Raw genomic sequence first — 19,957 nt, 5'->3', positions numbered from 1 at the left:
GCATGGAGGTATGGGCAGCTTTACGTTGACACCGTGGATGATCAAGCGTCGGTGGTGGATCCGAACTCGCCTGTGTACGTGTTCGTGCAGATCGCCGACGATATTCAGGCCCGCATCCTGCGAGGCGAGCTACAGCCTGGCGCTCGGCTTCCCGGGGAACGCGAGCTGGCCGAGCAGTACCAGGTCGCCTACGGGACAGCCCGACGAGTCATCCAGGAACTGCGGGATCGAGGGCTTGCGCAGACCGTGCCGAGCAAGGGAACTTTCATCGTCGAGCCTCCGGCCTCTAAGGGCTGACCGTCTGTCGTACCCCCGCTTTAGACTGCTCGACATGTCTCCCACTCCCCCGCCTGACGGCACTGTGCGGCCTGCTGCTGTGGTGAATGAGGAGATCCGTGCGTTGATGCTGCGGACGGGCGGGTGGCTGACGCGCGAGGACCGGGACGTGTACGAACGGCTGCGGGCCGAGTGGGTCGAGGCGGCGTAGGATCCTCCGGTGGCAGCCATCGACCTCCCCCCGGATTTGATCGCGCTGGAACGTTCCGCCTGGGAGGCGATCCAGACCGGCACGCTGACCGTGGACGCAGCGCGGGCCGTGCACGAGGCGGTCGCCGCGTTCGCCGAGCAGGCCGGGATCCCTCGCCTCGACGTCGAGATGGAACTGAAGAAGGCCGTTCGGCATCCGGCCGACGTGGTCGAGACTGCCTGAGCTACTGCTGCTACCAGTCGATCCACCGATTCGGCCGGGCCTAGTAGTTCGGGACACCCAGCGGAAGAACCGCAGGTAGCCCACACCCATCGAATTCGAGCGCCTCGCCCTGGTGGCGCTGTCCATCAGGGCGAGGCGGGCGCGTGCAGCCACGCAGCGCGGATAGAAGCGGCCAGCGTAACGGCGAGCACCGACAACGCGGCGCGAGGTGCCCCTCGCCGACGGGGGTTCAGCGAGGGGCACAGTCAGTCTTGCAGCCGTTCCGGCTCGTCGGGCCAGGACGCAAGTACCTGCTGCTCCGCTTCGTCGGTGAGGACGATGCGGGCGCCTTCGACGCCGGAGTATTCGCCGATCCACCGGGCGAACTTCCGCTCCGCGACCGCCGGGTCGGGCCACCAGCCGCGCATGGCGGTCCTGCCCTCGGTAGCAAGGGTGAGCAGGTAACGCTGGGAATCGTCCACAGGCCGATGCTAGATCTGGCCGGTGGTGTCCTTCCAGGGCAGCCCCAGCTCGCGGAGCGCATCGAGGAGCAGGGTGGCGGTGTCCTCGAACGGCTCCGGGGGGCCGGCGTCTTTCTTCGCTGCGGTCAGGTAGCAGGTGCGGCAGAGGTCGAGCCAGCGCCGGCCGTGCTCGGGGGTGTCGATGATGCGGGTGGCCATTGCGGGCTCGCAGCAGGCCACGCAGGGTACGGGCGTGGCGCCGACGCGCTCTGCCGCGGTCCGCGTCGACACCGGGCCGCTTGGGGCCGACGGGAGTCGGGGCGGGTCGAGGGCGAAAAGCAGCAGGGTGTCGGCTGGGTGCACGTCGTTCTCAGTCTGGTCGGGCCTGCGTGGGTGGCTGGGTCAGAGTAGCCGTAATATCGAACATGTGAACGATCAGCGTCCGCTTACCCGTCTCGACCGGCTGCGCTTCCTGGAGCGCGTGCAGCTCGGCGACCTCGAACGCACGCGGCGGTGGATCGCGGCGGAGGAGGCGAGGGAGACAGAGCGAAAGCGGGGCGCACAGGCCCGGCCGGCACCGCCGGACTGGCTGATCGAGATGAGCCTCAACCCCAAGGCGCCCCCCGGTCTACATCCACGTAGGCGACTGCTGGAGTGCCGGGAAACGCAGTCGCCCACTCCGGCGCGAGCAGGCGATCCGAGCCCTCGCGGACGGCGTACCGGCGTGCCCGCAGTGCAGACCGGACACCGCCCTCCAGGTGCTGGAGTAGGGGTCCTCACGCACTCCGGGGCTTCCGCCCCGCAGCCTTCTTGGCCGCCTTCTGCGCGGCCCGCTTCTTCGGCATGTCGTGGACGGTCGCCTCGCCGCGGCTCTCCCGGGCGCGGGCGACGGACTGCTCAAGCGCCGCCATCAGGTCGACCACGCCACCACTGGCGGGCGCCGGCGCTTCCTCGGGGGCGGCAGGCAGTGGCGCCCCTTCAAGTTTGGCTTCGATGACTTTCTCCAGGGCGGCGCGGTATTCGTCGCGGTAGCCGGTCAGGTCCGGCACCTCCATGGCCTCCAGGAGTTGGACGGCCTCGTCGACCTCAGCGTCGGGGACCGCAGTCTGCGGCGGCGCCAGCTCCTGCGGGGAGCGGATCTCGTCGGGCCATTTCATGGCGTGGAGGGCGATGACGCCGTCCTTGACCCGGAGCAGGCCGAGGCGTTCCCGGTCGTGCCAGGAGAATTTGGCGACCGCGACCTTGGCGTTGCGTTCCAGCGCCTTGCGCAGGAGTACATACGGCTTCGCGGCGACCTGCCCGTCCGGCTCCAGGTAGTAGCCCTGCCCGATGCGGATCGGGTCGATGCTGTCGGCGGGTACGAAAGCCTCGATCTCGATGGCTTTTGCGGTGGGCAGTGGCATGGCGTCGAGTTCGTCGTCGGTGATCTCAATGGTGCCGCCGTCGGACGTCTCGTAGCCGCGGCCGATGTCCTCGGCGTCGAGGGCTTTGCCGTCCAGTTCGCACACCTTCTTGACGCGGACGCGGGCCATGTCCGTGAGGTGGTACTGGTGGAAGGTGATGTTGCGGTTCAGGGTCGCGGCCTCGACGCGGATCGGGATCGTGACCAGGCCGAAGCTGATCGCGCCGGACCAGACGGTGGGCATGACGCACCTCCTTCGCGGGTCGATGCCTGCACCTCGATCGTCGCGCCGCAGAGGCCCTACCGCACGCCAGGGCGTCCCCCGCCCCTGGTGGCATCTCTCGCAATGAGTCGGGTCGGCTCCAGGTGCCTTCGAGACGAGGGAGACCTCCTTGGTCCCATACTTCTCGGACTCTTGAACTTCGCCTCACTGTGAGGCATAGTTGCGGATATCGAAAGGAGACACCGTGAACAACGCGCCCCGACTGCTCCCCATCCCGATGGACACCCCGGTCCTGGTTGAAACCTCCTATTCCTTGCAAGAAGGCCCCGCCGCTCACGGCGTGGACACGGACACCCAGTGGTGGTGTGAGGTCACCCGTCGACCGCGCACGGGCGACGCCATCGCATCCGTCACACCCCCCGGAAGCGGCGAGTACAGCGAACTGGTGACCGTCACCCTCCCGGCGGATGACCTGGACGACACCGAAACTGCGGGACGCTACGCCGTGAATCTCGCCCGCGCACTCGTTCAGGCAGTCAACGACTCGGACGACGATGCGGCAATCGAAGAACTGAAGGGTCTGCTGTCATCGGCCGGACCAATGGGCGACTACTCCGGCCCAGCATGGAGCCGAGTACTTGAGTGGCTGAAGGCCGCCCGGTCCGGAGACCTCCAGGAACTCGTTCTGCATGGAAACGGGTGGCCGCAGAACTGGACGATCGCCGAAGTCGCGGACTACCTCGGCTATGCGGGGGTGTCCGCAACCGGTAGCGCCCGCAGGCAACTGTCCCGCTGGGGAATCCAAGCCGTGTCACGGCAGCCCGGAAGGGACGGTCAGAACCTGTACGCCGTGGACCAGGTGCGGGCAGCGCACACCCAGCGCCCCGGCCAGGGCGCCCGCAGCGACCTCCGGAAATGAGCCCCGACTGTGGACTTCGAGCGCGACAAGGCACGGATGCTCACGTGGGACTGGGAACTGCTGGCCCCCATTTCTAAGGCCGCGGACGAATGGGCGCATGCACGATGCGTTGGATGCGGGGAAGAGGTCCAGGACAGGTCGTATACCTTCGTGGGCGGCCACGGCTGCCCGGAGCAGACCGTGCTGCGTGCGGAACGGGAAGCGCGGGAGGCGGACGAAGCGGCCCGCGAGCGCGGCTGGGAGCCCCAGGAGCCCTACCCGGGCAGCCGCACCAAACGGCGGACCCTGAAGTGCACGACTTGCGGGACGGTGGAGCGTCGGACGCTTCAGTCACTCGGCCGGTGCCGCCACGGAGCCCCGGCACCGAAAAGGGCGCCGACCGACCCGGAAGCTCAGGAAGCTCTCGCCTTCGAGCGGATCCGAGCCGTCGGCTGGGAGCCCGGCCCCTACGGCGGCAGCCTCACCACGGTCATGGCCATGACCTGCCCCGAGTGCGGATTCGTCGCCCACCGCAAGCCCGGCCCCAAACTGGCGTCCTGCACCCACCCTGAAGGGCTGCGGAAGGCGCAGCAGGAAACGAGAGCGGAGAGGGAGAAGAGGGTCCTGCTGCGGTACCGGCTGCGGTACGCCAAGGAGCAGACGGAGCAGGCCCTCAAACAGCACGGGCTGAAGGCCCTGGAGCCCTACCCCGGCCCGGACCAGCCCATGTGGGTTGAGTGCAAGCACTGCTCTCGCCGGTGGTCGATGTCGTCATCCAAGATCAAGCCCTGCCCTCACAAAGGCAGGGAGCCCCGCAACGCACCTCCGCGCCGGAAGACCCACGGGCCCGCGCTCACACCGCCGCCGACGACGTTCTCGGCGGACGAGGGCTGGGAACTCCAGCGGGCTGTGCTGCAGCTCTTCACGGCGTGGCTCGACCGGGACCCTGCCACGGGGCTCTACAAGGTCGACGTCTACGAACGCGACAGTTACCTGCCGCAGGAGTGGAGGTGGCGCCAACTGGACAGCCTCATCGTCGCCGATGCCGCAGACAGCCCGCCGCTCGATCAGGCCGAGCAGATCCTCACCAGCGTCGAATGGGAGCCGGAGGGCGAGTGGGTGGCCGACGACGGCGGCCACCGGATCGACGTCACCACCGGCATGATCTCCCTCTACGAGATCACCGGCGAGCTGATCCACTCCGAGGCACGTGACCCGGAGACGTCCGTCGCAAAGACACTCGAAAATATGGGCGTGCACTCCTTCGGAACCTATAAGAAGCCGGGATCCCACCGACGCCACCACATGTACTACCGAGGGAAGGTGTTCACGGCACTCGCCGCGCGGGACGCCCGCGCGGCCGAGGAAGCGCGCAAACAGGCCGAACAGCCTGACTGAAGCATCACGCCATCCGCCAAGCTCCGGCCTGCGCGATGGCATCGAAGCGCTGGCCACGCCCGCAAGGCTCCTTGTACGACTGACGGCGCACATGATGAGGGGAACCATGAGCGACGACCACAAGACGAACTACGGCTCGGACCGGGCAAGGGACGCTGAGCGGCTGGCGCGCAAACGCGGCTGGGAGCCCCAGGAGCCCGTCCCGTTCCAGCGCAACTCGCTCTGGCTCCTGAAATGCACGACGTGCGGCAGAGAGGAGCGCAGGTCGATCCTGGCACTCATCGAGTGCGACCACGGAGACTCGGCCAACCGCAGCGAGGCGTACCGTCGCCTAGAACAGACGGCGTATGAGCGTGTCCGGGCGGCAGGCTGGGAGCCGATCGAGCCGTACCCCGGGCGGCTGATGGCGCGCTGGCGGCTGAAGTGCACGACCTGCGGCCACGAGGTAGGACGCCAGACCACGCCGGCGAAGGCCCGGCCGTGCACCCACCCCGGAGCGCAGCCGAAAGAGCCGAAGCCTGAGAGCCCTGCCGAAGCGAGGAAGCGCCGGCACAAGGAGTTGGGGTGGTGGGAGATGAACTCCGGTGACGAGGCCATCGAACCGGACGGGCGGATGTGGCTCCAGTGTCGTGCCTGTGGGTTGTGCTGGCTCATCGACCCGGCGGAGGAACGGCACTGTAAGCACCGGGGTGTCGGCGACCCGAATCCGCCTCGCGGAAAGAAGCGCAAGCCACCGGCCTCACGCCGTCGCCGGCGATAACGTCACGGCCCGCCCTGAGACGCTTCTCGCACAGCTTCTCACCACACCCGAAGGAAGAGGAAGCCGATGAGTGACAACGACCTGCCGCCCACCCCATCCAAGCGGCCACCAGTTCCCATGAGCGCGCAACAGGGCCATTTTGAGGGCCTGATCAAATCGCAGGTACGGAGCCCGCGATACCGGGCGCAGATGCGGCGGGAAGAGTACGGCGACCTGACGCGCGGCCAGATCCTGGCTGCATGCTGGAACAATGCCGTCCCGTGGCGCGGCCAGGAACCAGCACGCACCGAGCCGATGACCGTGGCGGAGGCGGAGGCATACATCGCCGGACTGATGGTGCACGGCCAGGGAGGCCGGGCCTACGTCGCGGTCAAGGAAGTCCATGGGCGCACGGTGCCTCTCCGCTTCAAGGACACCGCCTGGGAGGCGACTGGCTACGACCTTTACCAGGGCCGCCTTGAGGCAGGAGCGGTCCAGGAGGCGGGGGGCCTGCTGGACCGAGTCCTCGCGCAGGTCCGCGAGACGGGATCGGTCGACCGGTTGCCTCAGTCCTAACGGACCGCCCCAGCCCGCGCCTTGGGAGTGCAAGCCCCGTAGGCGCGACTGGTCCCCGCAGACGCGGGGTAGATGGCCACACTTGGCCCAGCTCCGCTCATGCGGAGAGAACGTCCGATCGGCACTCGCTGCCCAACCGGTCACCCCCGCCCACGTGGGGAGCCCGAAACACGTCCGCCCGCCCCACGGGGGTGAGGACGGGCAGACAGGTCCCCGGGGGCCTCAACCCGCACGGCGTGACTCCCTCTATCGGGCGCCGCGTAGCGGGAGGATCCAGTCACCTGGTTCCGACCTGATCCCGGCAGACGTGGCCCGCCCGTCTATCCACCGACAGAATCTCGGATGCCCGGGTCTCCCACGAGCAGACGAGCGAGACCACGACCAGGATGCCATCCGCAACGAGCTGGCTGTGGGGATCTGGCAGATCCACAACGAAGAGGCCCCCGCCAGAGCGGAGGCTTGCGTGCGGGCCTACCCGCCAAGGAGGGTGGGATCAGTCCACTACTTCGCCAGGGTGTGCCCACAGGGGTGCAGGGTCACCAGCCAGCCGAGAGTCCCAGCGTGGCTCTCGTACAGGTGGCTGAAGCCCTCGCGCATGCCGTATACCGATTCCTGGTCGACGGCTGTGACCGCAGTCCCGCACACAGGACACGGCACCGGCTGAGCCGCCTCGTTGGCGCGCGCCGCCTCGAACTCGGCGGTCCAGTGAGCATCCGGGTGCTGCCAATCATCGACAGGGCCTTCGAGTCGCGTGCCGCCGAATGCTGAAGTCCAGGTGTCGGTCATGCAACCAGTGTGGCACCAGTGGCCGACAGCAGGACAGACAACCAACGCCCGGGATTACGGTGCGGGCCCGAACTCGACCTGCTCCTGCCCGCGTCCGCAGGCGCACAACCGCCCGTCACGGACAGGTGACTACTACCCCATACGTCCACGAGCGCCCAGTCAGACGACTACCGTCATCCCTCCACCACAAGCAGGGGGGAACACTGACCAACCCGTATATGCCGCCCCAGGTCACCAGACCCGCGCCCAAATGGGCACGTAAGCGCTACGTGCTGCCCGCGCTCGGCTTCGCGTTCATCATCGGCATCATGGCCGCCGGCGCCAGCGACCCGCAGACGAAGACCGTCGCCGACGACAAGCCGCAGCCCACCGCGACCAGCACCGTCACAGCGACCGCGACCGCGACGGAGACTGCCGAGCCAGAACCCGCACCCACCGTCACGGCCACCGAAACCGTCAAGGTCCGCGTCACCATCACCGCAGGCGGCAGCACAGGCGGAAGCGGCGGCGGGTCGAGCAACGACGACAGCGGCAGCGGTGGCGGCAGCGTCTACTACCGGAACTGCGACGCCGCCCGCGCCGCCGGAGCCGCACCCGTCCGTGTCGGCGACCCCGGCTACGGGCGGCACCTCGACCGCGACGGCGACGGCATCGGCTGCGAATAACGGCAGCGGGCCCGCCTCGACGGGGGATGCGAGGAGGGCCCACCGGCAGTCTGGCACGAAGGGAGTCAGTCGTCTGAGGCTTCGCCTGCCTTGCGCCCATCTTCCTGTTGCTGTTCTGCCAAGAGGTTGCTGTACAGCTTCTGGATGCGCTCGATGGCCTCGGGCGACAGCGGCTTCTGCCAGGTGATCTCCCCCGTCTCGAACCACATCTCCATCCAGTCCTCTGGTTTCCCTTCGGGTGGGTCGCCGCTCATTTCTCTTCCCCAGCCGTTTGGAGTCGCTCGCCGAGTTTGGCGGCGAGTGCGTAGGCGGGGTGGTTGTCGAGTTGACGCCGACGCCGGTTGTAGCGCTGGGTGGTGCGCGGGTCGGAGTGGGAGACGGCGTCCTGGACGTCTTGCAGCGGCACGCCGTTGGCGAGGTTGTCGGTGATGAATTGATGCCGCAGCGTGTGGGGTTTGATGCTGCCGGCCTGCGGAATCCCTGCGTGGCGGGCGAGGACGCGGAGGTGCTTCCAGACTTCGGGCTGCGTCCAGCGGCGCAGTCGCCCGCTGTCGGTGACGAAGAGCGGTCCGTCGGTGCGCTCGCCGAGGTAGCCGAGGAGTGCGTCGAGCGCGAGCGGTGGCACGGGAGCGGGCCTCTTCTTCCCGCCTTTCTGCGTGAGGGGCAGCGTGCGGTGACCTCGGTCGTAGCCGAGCTGGTCGGCGTTGAGGGAGAGCAGTTCATCAACGCGGGCGCCGGTGAGGTAAAGGAGCATGACGAGGGCGTAGGAGCGGGGTGCCCAGTCGCGCGCGGTCTCGATGAGCCGCGCCGTCTCCTCTTCGGTCATCCCCTCAGTCGGCGAGTAGTCGGGGTCGACGTAGGGCCGGTTGACGGCGGCGAACGGGTCGGAGTCGATGGCCTGCAACCGTGCGGCGTAGGTGTAGAAGCTCCCGGCGGCGGCGAGGGCCTGCGCCTGCGTCGTCTCGGCGGGCGGCATGCCTTTGCGTGTGGGCGTCTTGGCGAGGTGCTTGGCGTAGGCGTCGGCGAGCGGCAGCTTCGCTTGGAGCGGGTGGATCTTGCTCTTGCGGGCGTACTGCTCCCAGGACTTGAACGTGCGGACGTAGGCCCGCCGTGTGTGCCGGGACTTCTGCCGGGCGACCCAGCCGCCCGCGATGGTGGGCAGCGGGTCGGCGTCGCCGTAGAACTCGGCGAGGTGGTCGGCGAGGGCGCGGGCTTCGTCGGGCCAGTCGTCGCGGGGGTCGTGCCGGTCGGTCGACAGTTCTGTCGACGGGCGCGGGACGAGGTCGGTCACCGTCCCGTCTGCCCCTTGTTCTGCTTCGGTTGCTTCAGGGCGTTCGGCTCCAAAACGAAGCACAGCACTGCCGCATCAGCCAGTGCCCCCACTTGCTCGCGGGCGTACTTGAGGACATCGAGCGTCAACCCCTGGCGAGTTGCGCCCTCACCAGCCGTGATCGTTCCCGCGCCGGTCTGAGCCTTCGTAATGCCCCGGGCGTCCGTCCACTGGAGCGTGACGAGCCAGTGGTACTCCGTGCCAGTCATGTGAATTCCTCCGCGATCAGTATTGGATAACTGTCATTATCAACCATAGAGTTGATCGGCGGCAGGCGTTCCCACAAAGTGGCCCCACACCCTCGCCAGCACCCCGGAGGCCACATGAGCGAGAGCAGCGCACACTCCGTCGGCTTCAAGCCGCCCATACCCCATCTCCTTGCAGGTGTCGGCGATGAGGAGCTGAGCATCACCGTGGGCCTCGGGCTCCTAGCCCGGAAGGCAGCAGAGGCCGAGTACATCCTCCACAGCATCTACGTGCACCTCGTTGAGGCGGAGAGGGCGTACAGCGAACTGGCCGTGGCAACCGGCGGCAAGCTGACGCAGCATTGCCGGCTCAAGCTCCGGATCTCGGACCTGCCCGAGTCATGCCAGACCTCACTCGCTCAGGACTTGGACACGGCGGAGGAGGCATTTCGGCTGCGGAATCGGTACCTGCACGGCTACTGGATCTACGACGACGAGTCCTACCAGTGGCTGACCCTCAAGGGCGCCCACAACAGCGACCGCCCGGAGATCACCTTCGTAGAAAGCGGCGAAGTGTGGCAACTGACTGAACGGCTTGGGAAGCTTTGCTCCGACCTACTCCACTGGGACACCGCCCACTTCGGCGAGCCGGCTGACGAAGAGGACGGCCACCAGGGGCTGGTCTCACGCAAACGGATCTGACTCGGCCCGCGATACTGCATGTTATCGAGAGTCCAACTGGGGTGCGGTGTCGCTGCACGCAGCGAGGCGCGGACCGCCCCTCGCCAAAGGGATTGCGTTGCAGCCCGCGCCTCGCCAGGTTGGAGTCAGGTCAGGGAGCGACCTCACGCACCCAACGTAGAGCGCCGCCCCTTCGCCAGCCAGGGCCACGGCCAGGCTGGCGCGATTCTGAATCAACTCCCCCGCCCCGCCGTCCTCTAGCGCCTAAGGGAACGTTATGCGCTAGTGGCGGGGGGAGTACTTGCGCCGAGCCCATCCGCAAGGCTGCCTCTCACAACGCTTGACTGTAGCAAACGCTACATGCAGCGTATGATGCATGACGATGGACGAGAGGCGCGCAGCCGCCGAACAAGCCCTCAGCCACTACCGGCAGGCCATAGACGGTCGCGACGGCATGGTGCGCGACGCCACGACCTCCGGAATCAGCAAGAACCGCATCCACACCCTCACCGGCATCGCCCGCACGACAATCGATCGCATCCTGGAGGACACCATGGCCGTCGTTCTCGTCTCCGCCCAGTCCGGCGACCAGGTCCCGGGACACGAACTCGCCGACCCGGACTGCCCCGAGATCCCCGGCCTCCTCGACCGCCCGGACGTCGAAGCCTTCATGGAGGCACACGGGTACGGCCCGGACGACCCCGACGAACTGATGTACCTCGTCACTGAATCCGACCTCGACGACATCCCCGACGGATTCCCCACCCTGACGATCCGCCTACCGAGGACGACCTGACCCACTTCATGCCCGGCCGACGCTCCCGGGCCGGGCCGAGGTGAAGATGGGTCTTGGCATTAACCCTTGACATCAAGTCTTGACTTGCTATCTTGAATGCATGCCCAACGATGACAAGCCCCGCCTCATCCCGACCGGCAACTGCTGGTGCGGTTGCGGCCGTGAGGCCGGCCTCGGGAAGTTCTTCGCCCAAGGCCACGACAAGACTGCCGAGTCCGCGCTCATCGCCCTCAAATACGAAGGCAGCGTCCCGCACTTCCTCCACGCTCACGGCTACGGGCCCCAGCACTCTGTCACCGAAGCCGCCATCAAGAGCAAGGAGACAGACTGGGTGGAGTGCGACGAGTGCACCACCACGCCCGGCTACCGGGGAGCGAAAGCCAGCGTCGCCAAGCACAAGCGGATCTACCACAAGAAGGGTTGACACCTGATGACCCGCGAGGAATACGAGGAGAAGCGCCGCCGCCTGGAGGCGGACGCCGAGGACGCGAAGAAAGCGTACAACCGGGCTCGCGCCGTGTACGACGGGATCTGCGACGAACTGCGCAACCTGCGCATCGACTGGCAGGAGCAGGAGCGCGCGTCGGCCATCGAGCAGTAGCCACACGAAACCGGAGCCCGGCCCGAGGAAAGCGGGCCGGGCTCCAGCATGCGTGAGGCTACCTGGCGGGAATGGGGTCGTCTGCGGTTAGCCTCCCGCGCATGGACATTGCATGGCTGGAGATCGCCGGGTTCACCACAGCGGCGTTGAGCGCCGTCGCCGCTGTCGGCTCCTGGGCGGCAGCCCACCGGGCGAACTCCGTGAGTAGAAGGCGCAGGCGACGGGGGAACGTGCCTACGAGACGGCGGAGGCGCTCGGGCGGATCGAGGCCGGCCGGTGGCACGCGGAACTCACGCCGCAGTTCGAGATCACGGCGACGAAACTCGGGGCGGGGACTGGCCGCGCGTCTCTGCTGATCTCTCTCGTTGGGCCGACGGGGCTTCCGGGACTGGACAGGGTGGTGCTGAGGATCCGCGATGACGGGCACAGGCATGCGCCGTTGGGGCGTGTCACTCAGGAGATGATCGACCAGACGATCTACGGGCCCTACCGGTTCGAGCCTGGGATCGACCAGGCGTCCCCTGACGGACGTACCGTCACCAGTCGCCCCATCAACCTGGGCGACTGGGACAAGTTCGCCCTCACCTCCACCCTGGTGCCGGAGTGCAGTCATCGCGAGATCTGGCAAAGTCAGTACCGCGATTCCCCGATACGACTCTCGTTGGAATGCCATGCCGCAGGCCACAAGCCCTGGTACGTGGCTTGCGAGGTGGAAGTTACAGACCCACAGCTCACGCCATGACTGAAGACCGCCGTCGGCGTGGAAGCGGAGCACGACCGCGACGGATGAATCGTCACGGATCGGCTACGACGTTCACATGTTCTTTACGGTCGGCTTACGGTGATCGGTCTGTAGCGTCACCTCTGGGGGGATCTGTGCGTACTCGCATCGTGTCGGTCATCAGTGCCTGTCTGCTCGCCGCATCGCTTGCCGCTTGCAGTGGTGGTAGCGACGACGCTGGCGGCAAGCAGTCTTCACCACCGAAGTCCAGTACGCCGAAGGCCGACGACTTCGACTGCATGGCGGAGAACGTGAGTCAGGCCGACTGGACGAAGTACTGCTCCGACGAGGGCGCCGAGACTGGCGGGGACGGGACCGAGGGGACCGTGGACTTGGAGTTCGGGACTACGGTCTCGACCGTGGGTGCCCAATCGCCGGCGGATGGCAGCCCTGGAAGCGAGCCGCTGGATGTAACTCCGACGACGGTGGTCTATCAGAAGACCGCTATGGGGTATACGGCCGCGAATGGCGTGTACGCGATCATCGCGGTGAAGGATGAAGCGACTTCTGGTGGGGCGGCGGAGTCCGCGCCGATTGAGGGTGGCGGCTGGCAGTGGATTGCCCCGGACGGCGAGGCCCTCGAAGCGGGCGAGGGTGGGGCGGCGAGCATTACGCCGTCGGGTTTCGCTGGGGGCGGGATGATTCCGGCTGGCGCGTTCAAGTGGGACACAGTGGCGTTCGATTTGACCCAGGAGCAGGCGGATGGTGGCGCGCTCGTCTACACGGACGGGGCGGGCGCGACATTCCGTTGGAAGGTGCCTGCCAAGGATTCCGGGCCGGAGTTGGCGAAGCTGGAGAGGGGCATGGAGGGCAACTACTAGGCGTACTGGCGTCGTTGCGGGTCGAGTGCCATTGACAGCAGCACGCCCTTCTCCTTGGGTCCCTTGGCCGGTTGTGGGGCGGTCTCGCGGCGGCAGACCAGTGCATCCGGGTCGCTAGGCGGTGGCCGCAGCGAGTAGCCGTCGGGGCAGGTCTGCCCGTCCTTTCCGTCTCGCCCTGCCGCTCCGGTGGGCCCCGGTGGTCCGGCCGGTCCAGTCGGTCCCGCAGGGCCGGTCGCACCCAAGGGTCCGGCTGGTCCGGTCGCGCCGGCAGTTCCCGGCACTCCGTCCGCGCCGTTCTTCCCCGGTGCCCCGGATGGGCCTGGAGTACCTGGTGTTCCGGACGGTCCGGTCGCGCCGCGGGGCCCGGGGATCGGCACCGGAATGGCGGCTCGCGCAGGGAGGTCATCGACCGCGGTGGCGGGGTCCGGTGCTGCGGGGGTCTCTCCTGCGGCCTTGATCTGCTCCCGCAGCGCCCTCACGTCGCCCGCCAGCGTCGATACCGCGGTGCCGCGCAGGTCAGCCTCCCGCGCCACCTCTGCCCGTGCGTCCGCCTCCCTGTGGATCAGCAACAGCGAGAGGGCGACGCCGCCGCCGAGGGTGAGCAGGATGGCGGTGAGAAGGAGTAGGCGCCGGTTGCGGTACAGCACGATCTCGGTGCGGGTCATGGCGTCCCTCCGAGCTGCTGCACGAGTAGCCGCAGTCGTGCGGACTCCAGGCGTTCCGTCTCCAGCTCGGCGCGCACGGCGGCGAGGTCGCTCCGAAGTTCCGTCCGTTCCTCCTGGAGTTGATCCGTGAGGCTGTTGAATCCGGTCACCGCGTTGCCCTCCCGGGCTGCCCTGTTCGCGCCGCGGTTTCCGTGCATGACGCCCCACGCGGCCAGGGGCCCGCCGATCAGTGCTGCGATCGCCGTCACCATGGCCGCGTCCACGCCACCACCGTCCCCTCGGCATGTTCACGGGGCAGGGTCAGATGTCCCGGGCGAGGCTCGCCGAGTTCGTCACGGATCGGAGGCGGGCGGCGAGGCCCTTGAGGAGGGCGAGCGCGGCGCCTACTCCGCCGGCTGCGGCGGCGTACCACATGCTGCCGTCGAGGGGCTGGGTGACGACGATGCCGCCGATGAACGCCTGGAGGAACGTGGCGAGGGTGCGCTCGGCGAGGTCGCGGCCGTAGGCGCCTGCGGTCTTCACGACGGTGCGCGGGTCGGGGAGGTTGAGGTCAGACATGACGGTTCCTTCCGGGGGTTACTGCTTGGGGACTTTGAGGGCGTTCCAGGTGGTGGGGCCGGGCGGCCACGTCGCCGACGCCCCGGTGTAACCGCACTTGCGCTGCCAGGCTTCGTAGCTGGCCTTGTCGCCGGTGCCGATTACGTCGGGGTTCTTGGTGGACTGGTACCGCCCGCAGCCCACGGCGATCAGCCGCTTCCGCATGGCCAGCACGATCGGGGACCTGCGGCCCATGACGAACCAGCTAGCGCCTGGGAACGGCTGGTATTTCGCGGGCGGCTTGCTGGGGGGCGGCGGAGTTCCGTCCTCGGGGCGGGGCGCGCCCTTCTGGACCCACGTGTAGAGGGGGCCGCCGGGGCATGCGGTGGCGTAGCCGTCGCGGTGGCCTTTGATCTCGCTGCCTGCGCCGTGCTTGCGGAGGAGTTCGATGCCGTCGCGTATCGCGTCGAGCATGGCGTCGGTCGGCTCGGTGAGCCCGGAGGATCCGACGAGGCCAACGATTGCGTAGTGCGCGCGGTTCAGGTCTTGGTTGCCGTTCGCCCCGGTGCGGCGGCCGATGCCGCGTCCTTCGAGGAGGTAACCGTGGGGGCAGGCGGCGTAGTTGTAGGCGACGTCCGAGTAGCCCTCGGTCTTGTTCGCAAGGTGGCTCTTGCGGATGTTCTTCCACTCTGTGACGCATGCGTTGTGGTCGGTGAGGAGTTTGCCGCTGACGGCGGTGCCTTCGTAGTGGACCTTGACGCCTTTGGTGGTGGTCTGTGTCGGCGCGGCGGATGTGGGCCAGCCGAGGTCTTGGCGGGTGATGAGCTTCATCGGTCCTCCGGGATCCATCCCGACTCTTGACCTTTGAATCATAGGCCACATCACCCAAATAGCCTACGTTTCAAAGGTTGTGGGCTATGCTCCGAGCGGGGTCCCGTCGCCGGTTCAGACCCCTCGCGGCGGGCCCGGCTGTGCGGGTCCGGCCCGCCGCCCCAACCCGCACCACCCGCACCGGAGATGCCCATGAATAATGTTCAGGGCCACTGCCCCGCCTGTGGCGGCAGCAGCCTCTTCCTCGGCGAAGGCGGGCATGTCACCTGCTCCCGCCTCGACTGCCCAGCGCCTGATACCGCTGATGGCCTCCTTCGCGGCGGCGAGACTGCGCTCGTTCAGGCCCTCGGCGGCGGACGGAAGGCCATCGTGATAGCGCACACTCTGCACTTCCATGGTCATTCGCTGGCCGATGTACGGCGGCTGACGGACGAGGAACTGCTTGCGGTGCCGGGCATCGGCGATACGTCACTCGGCCGTAACCGGCGTGCGTTCCCGGCGCCCGCACCCGGCCGTGACCGTGTCGCCCTCGACACCTTGCAGCTCATCTTCAGGCGCTGGGAGAACGCGGGCCATGTGCCGTCATCGTCTGAGGAACTGCTCGACCTCATCAAGTCAGTGCGCCGCGTGGCGGCGACTGAGACCACCCCCCGCCCCCTCGACTGCGGCCTGTGCTACGAGGAGAACGGGGAAGAGGTGCACCCGCACCCCGAATGCCCTGTGGAGCGCACCGTTCTGCCCGCAATCGAAGTGACTGGCGCGGCAAGTCTCCCGCTCGGTGATCGCGTAGACCGGGGGTTCGTCCTCGTGGGCGACACACAGTCAAAGATCAGCGTTGACGGTCGGGTTCCCGCCGTCAGCGCGGAGAAGCCAGTAGTCGTCGAGCCCCATGGCCCCGGCGTCCCGGGCGGTGCTGTCACCCTCACCCTGCACTGCGACCGCATCCTCATCGACGGCAAGGAAATCGGCGATGCCTGACCACCTGGATCCGGTTCGCCGTCTCCCCTTCGGCGAGTTGGCCCCGCTCGCTCTTGCCGCCGCCCAAGTTGACGCGGGACTCGCGCCACCCGACAGCGAGTTGGGGCCCTGCCCAGACTGCGGCGGGGGCGTGACCGGCGGCACGAGTTCGGAGCGTCCGGCCACGCTTGATATCGCCTGGGTCGTGCAGCCCTGCGGCTGCTGCTTCCTCGTCTCCGACAAAACCCTAGGGCGCCTGGCCCAGGAGGTCGGCGATGCCTGAGACTCCGGAGCAGGTGGTGGCAGCGAATGTAAGGCGGCTGCGGAAGGCTCGCGGATTGAGCCAGGAACGCCTCACAACCCGACTCAAGGCGGGGAGCGGGTTGGCCACGATGTCTGTGTGGGCGATCGAGAGGGGGCGCCGCCGCGTCACCGTCAACGATCTCGTCGCCCTCGCCGACGCGCTGGGTACGACGGCTGCGGATCTCATGTCCCCCGACCCGGACGACGCGACCGCACCCGTGCGGCGCGTGTACAACGTCGCTCTGGACAACGGGACCGTGCAGGCCGTCACCTGCGACCAGTCCGAGATCGATCCGAACGGCTGGCTGTGCCTCTACAACGACCGTGAACTGGCGTTCACAGCACCGGGTGCCCGAGTGGTGTCCGTCCTCGACGCCGACAAGGGAGCAGAACGTGGCGCGTGACGGACTCTGTCCGACTAGTGCGGTGACCGGAAAGGTTCACCGGGTCGGTGTACGTCGCGCCCCAATTGGGCCCGGGAGAGTGTGCTGCCTCGGTACGGTCAGTTCATGGAGACTCGGTGCCCTCGCTGCCATGGCCCTTTGATCAACGGATATGACCAGGATGGAGCGTCCCGCGCCGTCCCTGACCGGGATATCGACGTGTGCGGCCCCTGCACCACAGACGAGGCGGTCCGACAGTCGGTCGGGCTCGGCGTGGAACGCATGGCCGAGTGGCCCGTGCGCGAGCCCCACATGACGTGGGACGACGTACCGACCCGGTGAACCTTTCCGGTCACCGCACTAGCCGACCCCCTCGACCCGCACACCCAACTGCTGCAACCCGGTACTGATCCGGCGTCCACGCCCTGCCGCCCGCGAGGAACACCGGCTCCAGCCGCGCACCACCTGCGGCGTCCGGGTCGGCGACCAGCACCCAGCCCACCACACCCCCACCCGGCGGAACGCCCGCCGTGTCGACTCCGGCTGGCGCCGACACCTGCACCATCAGCCCGTTGAGCGCGGGCAGCATCCCCACGATGCTGCCCGCCACCCCATCCGCCATGATCCGCACCCGAGTCAGCTCGTCACCAACGGCAGCAGCACGTCGGCCATTGCCTGGAACCCCACGTCCGACAAGTGCACGCCGTCCGTCCCCGAGGCCCCCGTACCTGCTGGCGTGCCCCAGTAGCCGAGGCTGTTCCAGTACTGCCAGGAGTTCCGGCCGATGGTCCACCAGTCGACGAACGCGCACCCGTAGGCCTCCGCCAGGCCGCGCGCTCGGATCGCGTAGTCCTGGTATTTGAAGTTCGTGACGTCATGCGTCCCCAGGTGCGGCAGAGCGATGATGATGTCACAGTCCCCCAATGCCGTACCGGTGTCCTTCACCGCCTTCAACCACTTCGCGACGTTCGCCGCCCACGTGTCGCCCACAGTGTTCGAGGCGGCGTCGTTCGGACCCGCTGTGTAGATGACGAGGTCACCGGGGTAGTCGACACCACCGTTCCAAGTGGCGTTCAGGGCGGTCGTCGCGTTGTTTCCGAACGTCGCCGAGGTGGCGCCGGCGAGGGCGCAGTTGTTGACGACGACGCCTGTCGTGTTCTCTCCGGTGACGCCGCAGACGCTCAGGTACTGCCCGGTCGTGGCGGTGCCGACCTTGAGGACCACGGTGTGCGTCGTATTCGACAGGCCGGTGATCGTGGTGACTTGGATGGCGGCGGTGCCGGACGGCTGGGCGACGGATACGTCGGCGGCGCCGTCGATCGAGTACAGCATCGCCGGGCGGGTGCCCGACCCGGTCACCGTGTAGATCTTGACGGTGGTGCCGCGCGCCTTGAACGTCAGGGTGTTCCCGGTGACGTCGGAGTAGATGTAGTTCGCGCCGGGCCCGTACTTCGAACCGCCCTGCGTCCACGTACCGGTCTGTGTCACCACCGCGCCCGCTGTCGTCCATGCGGCGAGGGCTGCGGCGTCACCGGCAGCGAGGATCGTAGACGACAGGGACGTCTGCTGTAGGCCGCTCCCGCCATCCCCGTACTGGCCCTGAAGGGTCGTGGCCAGTACTCCCGGCCACGACTTGGTGCGCGGGTTGGACGCGTACATGCCCTGTGTCGCCGAGCCGCCCAACGTCACGATCCGCGCGATGCCGGACCCGGCGCCGGCCGCATCTCGCTTGGCCCGCCAGAAGCGGCCCCAGTCCGCAGGTACGTACAGCCCGGAACGGTCCGGGATGATCGATCCGGGCGCGCCCATGTTGGCCCGCACCATCGAATACTTGCCCGCCAGTTCCGTCAGGCCGACAGCCAGTGCCCCCTCGGTCGTCAGCACGTTTCCGCTGATGAGGTTGAACCCGGCGTTCCCGGAGGCTTCCTCGCGGATGAGGCTGCGTGTCTTGCCTGCGGTCGTTGAGGAGACAATCGAGTTGCCCTGGATCAGGTTCCGAGCAGCGCCGTACTCCAGGTGAATACCCGAAGCTTGTCCGGCGGTGCCGACTTCGCCCGGCGAGACGATCGTGCAGCCGGTGACGACGTTCTTCGTCCCGGCGATGAAGATCGAGTCACCTGCGGTGCCGTCGAAGTTCGACCCGACGATCTTCGTGGACGAGCAGTCCTGTATCCGCACGCCCTTGGTGTTGTTCGTGGCGCCACCCACGAAGTTGCAAGCGTCGATGAACTGAGTGCCCGCCCGGTCCAGGATGCACACGGCGGTGCCCCAGGTGGTGCCGCCGGAACCGCCGAGGAATTCGAAGTCGCAGCCGATGATCTGGTTTTCGTCGTTGCTGTTCAGGTGGATACCGCGGCCCGGTCCGGTGGAGGCCATAGAGCCGTCGAACAAACAGCCGATGATCCGGTTGTTGTGGCCGAAGGCGCCACCGGTCTGGCCGCCGAGGTAGAGGGCGTCGTCTCGGCACGCCACGAAGTGGATGTTGTCGAAGCGGCAGGCGACCGCGCCTGCGGCGTTGATGCCGCCGGACGATCCGGCGGTGGACTGGCTCAGGCAGTTCCCGTCGATCTTCATGTCGCGGATGATGACCCGCGTGTCCTCCCCCTCCATCGCCAGCACGAAGCAGTTCGCCGCGTTGGCCAGCTTCAACGAGGTCCCCCCACCCGACCCGGCCAGCGCGTATCCCTCACCCGCAGGCAACAAGATCGGCGACGACACCATGTAGGTGCCTGCCGGGATGTACATGGTGGTGCGGGCTGCTGCTGCGGCGTCTACGGCTGCTTGGAGGGCGGCGGTGTCGTCAGTGGCCCCATCGCCCTTGGCGTTGTACGGGGCGGTGGTGGCGACGATCCAGTCGATGCTGCTACTGAGCATCGGGGCGGGAATGCCGCCGGCTTCATCAAGCTGGAGCCAACCGCCGGGCTGGCCGCCTTGTCCCTTGAAGTCGCTGAGGACTTCACCGACGTCGGTCGCGGTCATCGTGTAGCGGCGGCTGTATCCGAAGTCAACGTGGCAGGCGGTGATGTTGTCGGGGCCGTAGAAGGCGACGCCGCCATCGGAGTCGGCAGTGACCTGAGAGATGGGGGCGCCTGCCAGGTCGGTGAGGTCGGTGAGCTGGGTGCCGCCTGTACGGGAGGTCCATACGGTGCCGACGGCGCCGGGGCGGAGGAGGAGTTGGCTCCCGACTCGCTCCATGGCGTAGTCGGCCGGACTTGAGCCGAACGGGTGTCGGGCCACTGGGTCACCTCTT

The 19,957-nt window shown here is 67.7% G+C and carries 30 protein-coding genes; 17 read left to right on the top strand and 13 right to left on the bottom strand.

Going from position 1 to position 19,957, the window contains the following annotated elements; genetic code table 11:
• Nucleotides 1-33 precede the first annotated feature (33 nt).
• From ACIQNU_RS04640 to ACIQNU_RS04630, 3 genes are read left to right on the top strand one after another with little or no spacing between them, the layout of a single operon-like run.
• Nucleotides 34-297: a GntR family transcriptional regulator gene (locus tag ACIQNU_RS04640; RefSeq protein ID WP_401360848.1), complete on the top strand. Its 264-nt coding sequence runs from the start codon at nucleotides 34-36 to the stop codon at nucleotides 295-297.
• Nucleotides 298-331: 34 nt separating this feature from the next.
• On the top strand, nucleotides 332-487 hold the full coding sequence (locus ACIQNU_RS04635; protein ID WP_401360846.1) for a hypothetical protein: 156 nt from the start codon (nucleotides 332-334) through the stop codon (nucleotides 485-487).
• Nucleotides 488-496: 9 nt separating this feature from the next.
• Nucleotides 497-709, top strand: coding sequence for a hypothetical protein (locus ACIQNU_RS04630; protein ID WP_401360844.1), 213 nt, complete (start codon nucleotides 497-499; stop codon nucleotides 707-709).
• Between the two features lie 245 nt (nucleotides 710-954).
• Here the strand turns inward: ACIQNU_RS04630 and ACIQNU_RS04625 are convergent, their stop codons facing one another.
• Both ACIQNU_RS04625 and ACIQNU_RS04620 read right to left on the bottom strand, forming a co-directional pair.
• Nucleotides 955-1,170 (bottom strand): hypothetical protein, encoded by a 216-nt coding sequence (locus tag ACIQNU_RS04625; RefSeq protein WP_401360842.1) that lies wholly within the window; start codon nucleotides 1,168-1,170, stop codon nucleotides 955-957.
• 9 nt (nucleotides 1,171-1,179) lie between these two features.
• Entirely contained in the window at nucleotides 1,180-1,368 is a 189-nt protein-coding gene (locus tag ACIQNU_RS04620) for a hypothetical protein (protein ID WP_401360840.1), read from the bottom strand.
• 413 nt (nucleotides 1,369-1,781) lie between these two features.
• On the opposite strand from ACIQNU_RS04620, the gene ACIQNU_RS04615 reads away from it, so the two are divergent.
• Nucleotides 1,782-1,919 carry a DUF6233 domain-containing protein gene (locus tag ACIQNU_RS04615; protein ID WP_401362434.1) on the top strand — a complete coding sequence of 46 codons (138 nt, stop codon included), beginning with the start codon at nucleotides 1,782-1,784 and terminating at the stop codon, nucleotides 1,917-1,919.
• Nucleotides 1,920-1,925: 6 nt separating this feature from the next.
• Here ACIQNU_RS04615 and ACIQNU_RS04610 read toward each other — a convergent pair whose 3' ends face one another.
• Nucleotides 1,926-2,795: a Ku protein gene (locus ACIQNU_RS04610; protein ID WP_401360839.1), complete on the bottom strand. Its 870-nt coding sequence runs from the start codon at nucleotides 2,793-2,795 to the stop codon at nucleotides 1,926-1,928.
• Nucleotides 2,796-3,051: 256 nt separating this feature from the next.
• Here ACIQNU_RS04610 and ACIQNU_RS04605 point away from each other — a divergent pair, with 256 nt between their 5' ends.
• From ACIQNU_RS04605 to ACIQNU_RS04590, 4 genes are all read left to right on the top strand, one after another.
• Entirely contained in the window at nucleotides 3,052-3,693 is a 642-nt protein-coding gene (locus ACIQNU_RS04605) for a hypothetical protein (RefSeq protein ID WP_401360837.1), read from the top strand.
• A gap of 9 nt (nucleotides 3,694-3,702) precedes the next feature.
• Nucleotides 3,703-5,070 (top strand): hypothetical protein, encoded by a 1,368-nt coding sequence (locus tag ACIQNU_RS04600; protein WP_401360835.1) that lies wholly within the window; start codon nucleotides 3,703-3,705, stop codon nucleotides 5,068-5,070.
• Between the two features lie 106 nt (nucleotides 5,071-5,176).
• Nucleotides 5,177-5,830, top strand: coding sequence for a hypothetical protein (locus tag ACIQNU_RS04595; RefSeq protein WP_401360833.1), 654 nt, complete (start codon nucleotides 5,177-5,179; stop codon nucleotides 5,828-5,830).
• Nucleotides 5,831-5,896: 66 nt separating this feature from the next.
• On the top strand, nucleotides 5,897-6,385 hold the full coding sequence (locus ACIQNU_RS04590; protein ID WP_401360831.1) for a hypothetical protein: 489 nt from the start codon (nucleotides 5,897-5,899) through the stop codon (nucleotides 6,383-6,385).
• Nucleotides 6,386-6,886: 501 nt separating this feature from the next.
• On the opposite strand, the gene ACIQNU_RS04585 is transcribed toward ACIQNU_RS04590, so the two are convergent.
• Nucleotides 6,887-7,171, bottom strand: coding sequence for a hypothetical protein (locus ACIQNU_RS04585; RefSeq protein WP_401360829.1), 285 nt, complete (start codon nucleotides 7,169-7,171; stop codon nucleotides 6,887-6,889).
• 218 nt (nucleotides 7,172-7,389) lie between these two features.
• Here ACIQNU_RS04585 and ACIQNU_RS04580 point away from each other — a divergent pair, with 218 nt between their 5' ends.
• Nucleotides 7,390-7,836: an excalibur calcium-binding domain-containing protein gene (locus ACIQNU_RS04580; protein WP_401360827.1), complete on the top strand. Its 447-nt coding sequence runs from the start codon at nucleotides 7,390-7,392 to the stop codon at nucleotides 7,834-7,836.
• Nucleotides 7,837-7,901: 65 nt separating this feature from the next.
• On the opposite strand, the gene ACIQNU_RS04575 is transcribed toward ACIQNU_RS04580, so the two are convergent.
• The 3 genes from ACIQNU_RS04575 to ACIQNU_RS04565 are packed head-to-tail and all read right to left on the bottom strand — an operon-like array spanning nucleotide 7,902 to nucleotide 9,375.
• Nucleotides 7,902-8,090: a hypothetical protein gene (locus tag ACIQNU_RS04575; RefSeq protein WP_401360825.1), complete on the bottom strand. Its 189-nt coding sequence runs from the start codon at nucleotides 8,088-8,090 to the stop codon at nucleotides 7,902-7,904.
• Entirely contained in the window at nucleotides 8,087-9,127 is a 1,041-nt protein-coding gene (locus tag ACIQNU_RS04570) for a tyrosine-type recombinase/integrase (RefSeq protein WP_401360823.1), read from the bottom strand. Before ACIQNU_RS04570 ends, ACIQNU_RS04575 begins: the two co-directional genes overlap by 4 nt.
• A complete protein-coding gene (locus ACIQNU_RS04565) occupies nucleotides 9,124-9,375 on the bottom strand; it encodes a hypothetical protein (protein WP_401360821.1) in 252 nt (83 codons plus the stop codon). Before ACIQNU_RS04565 ends, ACIQNU_RS04570 begins: the two co-directional genes overlap by 4 nt.
• Before the next feature lie 114 nt (nucleotides 9,376-9,489).
• Between ACIQNU_RS04565 and ACIQNU_RS04560 the strand changes: the two genes are divergently transcribed.
• From ACIQNU_RS04560 to ACIQNU_RS04535, 6 genes are all read left to right on the top strand, one after another.
• Nucleotides 9,490-10,053 carry a hypothetical protein gene (locus ACIQNU_RS04560; RefSeq protein ID WP_401360819.1) on the top strand — a complete coding sequence of 188 codons (564 nt, stop codon included), beginning with the start codon at nucleotides 9,490-9,492 and terminating at the stop codon, nucleotides 10,051-10,053.
• Nucleotides 10,054-10,414: 361 nt separating this feature from the next.
• Nucleotides 10,415-10,828, top strand: a complete 414-nt coding sequence (locus ACIQNU_RS04555) for a hypothetical protein (RefSeq protein ID WP_401360817.1) — start codon at nucleotides 10,415-10,417, stop codon at nucleotides 10,826-10,828.
• A 100-nt stretch (nucleotides 10,829-10,928) separates the two neighbouring features.
• Nucleotides 10,929-11,252, top strand: a complete 324-nt coding sequence (locus ACIQNU_RS04550; protein WP_401360815.1) for a hypothetical protein — start codon at nucleotides 10,929-10,931, stop codon at nucleotides 11,250-11,252.
• Between the two features lie 6 nt (nucleotides 11,253-11,258).
• Nucleotides 11,259-11,429 (top strand): hypothetical protein, encoded by a 171-nt coding sequence (locus ACIQNU_RS04545; protein ID WP_401360813.1) that lies wholly within the window; start codon nucleotides 11,259-11,261, stop codon nucleotides 11,427-11,429.
• Between the two features lie 460 nt (nucleotides 11,430-11,889).
• Entirely contained in the window at nucleotides 11,890-12,171 is a 282-nt protein-coding gene (locus tag ACIQNU_RS04540; protein ID WP_401360811.1) for a hypothetical protein, read from the top strand.
• Nucleotides 12,172-12,320: 149 nt separating this feature from the next.
• Nucleotides 12,321-13,031, top strand: coding sequence for a hypothetical protein (locus ACIQNU_RS04535; RefSeq protein WP_401360809.1), 711 nt, complete (start codon nucleotides 12,321-12,323; stop codon nucleotides 13,029-13,031).
• Here the strand turns inward: ACIQNU_RS04535 and ACIQNU_RS04530 are convergent.
• Genes ACIQNU_RS04530 through ACIQNU_RS04515 form a run of 4 tightly spaced genes read right to left on the bottom strand, consistent with a single transcriptional unit; the run spans nucleotide 13,028 to nucleotide 15,064 of the window.
• The gene (locus tag ACIQNU_RS04530; RefSeq protein WP_401360807.1) at nucleotides 13,028-13,696 is read right to left on the bottom strand and encodes a collagen-like protein; all 669 of its coding nucleotides are present in this window, start codon (nucleotides 13,694-13,696) and stop codon (nucleotides 13,028-13,030) included. The two genes, ACIQNU_RS04535 and ACIQNU_RS04530, sit on opposite strands and share 4 nt — an antisense overlap.
• Nucleotides 13,693-13,959, bottom strand: a complete 267-nt coding sequence (locus ACIQNU_RS04525; RefSeq protein WP_401360805.1) for a hypothetical protein — start codon at nucleotides 13,957-13,959, stop codon at nucleotides 13,693-13,695. Before ACIQNU_RS04525 ends, ACIQNU_RS04530 begins: the two co-directional genes overlap by 4 nt.
• Before the next feature lie 37 nt (nucleotides 13,960-13,996).
• The gene (locus tag ACIQNU_RS04520) at nucleotides 13,997-14,254 is read right to left on the bottom strand and encodes a hypothetical protein (RefSeq protein WP_401360803.1); all 258 of its coding nucleotides are present in this window, start codon (nucleotides 14,252-14,254) and stop codon (nucleotides 13,997-13,999) included.
• 18 nt (nucleotides 14,255-14,272) lie between these two features.
• Complete coding sequence (locus tag ACIQNU_RS04515) at nucleotides 14,273-15,064, bottom strand: peptidoglycan-binding protein (RefSeq protein WP_401360801.1); 792 nt, start codon at nucleotides 15,062-15,064, stop codon at nucleotides 14,273-14,275.
• A 186-nt stretch (nucleotides 15,065-15,250) separates the two neighbouring features.
• Here ACIQNU_RS04515 and ACIQNU_RS04510 point away from each other — a divergent pair, with 186 nt between their 5' ends.
• Nucleotides 15,251-16,042, top strand: coding sequence for a hypothetical protein (locus ACIQNU_RS04510; RefSeq protein WP_401360800.1), 792 nt, complete (start codon nucleotides 15,251-15,253; stop codon nucleotides 16,040-16,042).
• 254 nt (nucleotides 16,043-16,296) lie between these two features.
• Complete coding sequence (locus ACIQNU_RS04505) at nucleotides 16,297-16,728, top strand: helix-turn-helix domain-containing protein (protein ID WP_401360798.1); 432 nt, start codon at nucleotides 16,297-16,299, stop codon at nucleotides 16,726-16,728.
• A 331-nt stretch (nucleotides 16,729-17,059) separates the two neighbouring features.
• Here ACIQNU_RS04505 and ACIQNU_RS04500 read toward each other — a convergent pair whose 3' ends face one another.
• The gene (locus tag ACIQNU_RS04500; protein ID WP_401360796.1) at nucleotides 17,060-17,329 is read right to left on the bottom strand and encodes a hypothetical protein; all 270 of its coding nucleotides are present in this window, start codon (nucleotides 17,327-17,329) and stop codon (nucleotides 17,060-17,062) included.
• Nucleotides 17,330-17,343: 14 nt separating this feature from the next.
• Nucleotides 17,344-19,944, bottom strand: a complete 2,601-nt coding sequence (locus tag ACIQNU_RS04495) for a glycosyl hydrolase family 28-related protein (protein WP_401360794.1) — start codon at nucleotides 19,942-19,944, stop codon at nucleotides 17,344-17,346.
• Nucleotides 19,945-19,957: the final 13 nt, after the last annotated feature.

Source organism: Streptomyces sp. NPDC091292 (genome assembly GCF_044757265.1).
Classification (GTDB): domain Bacteria; phylum Actinomycetota; class Actinomycetes; order Streptomycetales; family Streptomycetaceae; genus Streptomyces.
Note: the sequence above shows the minus strand (reverse complement) of the source record. Positions and strands in the feature narration are given on the sequence as shown.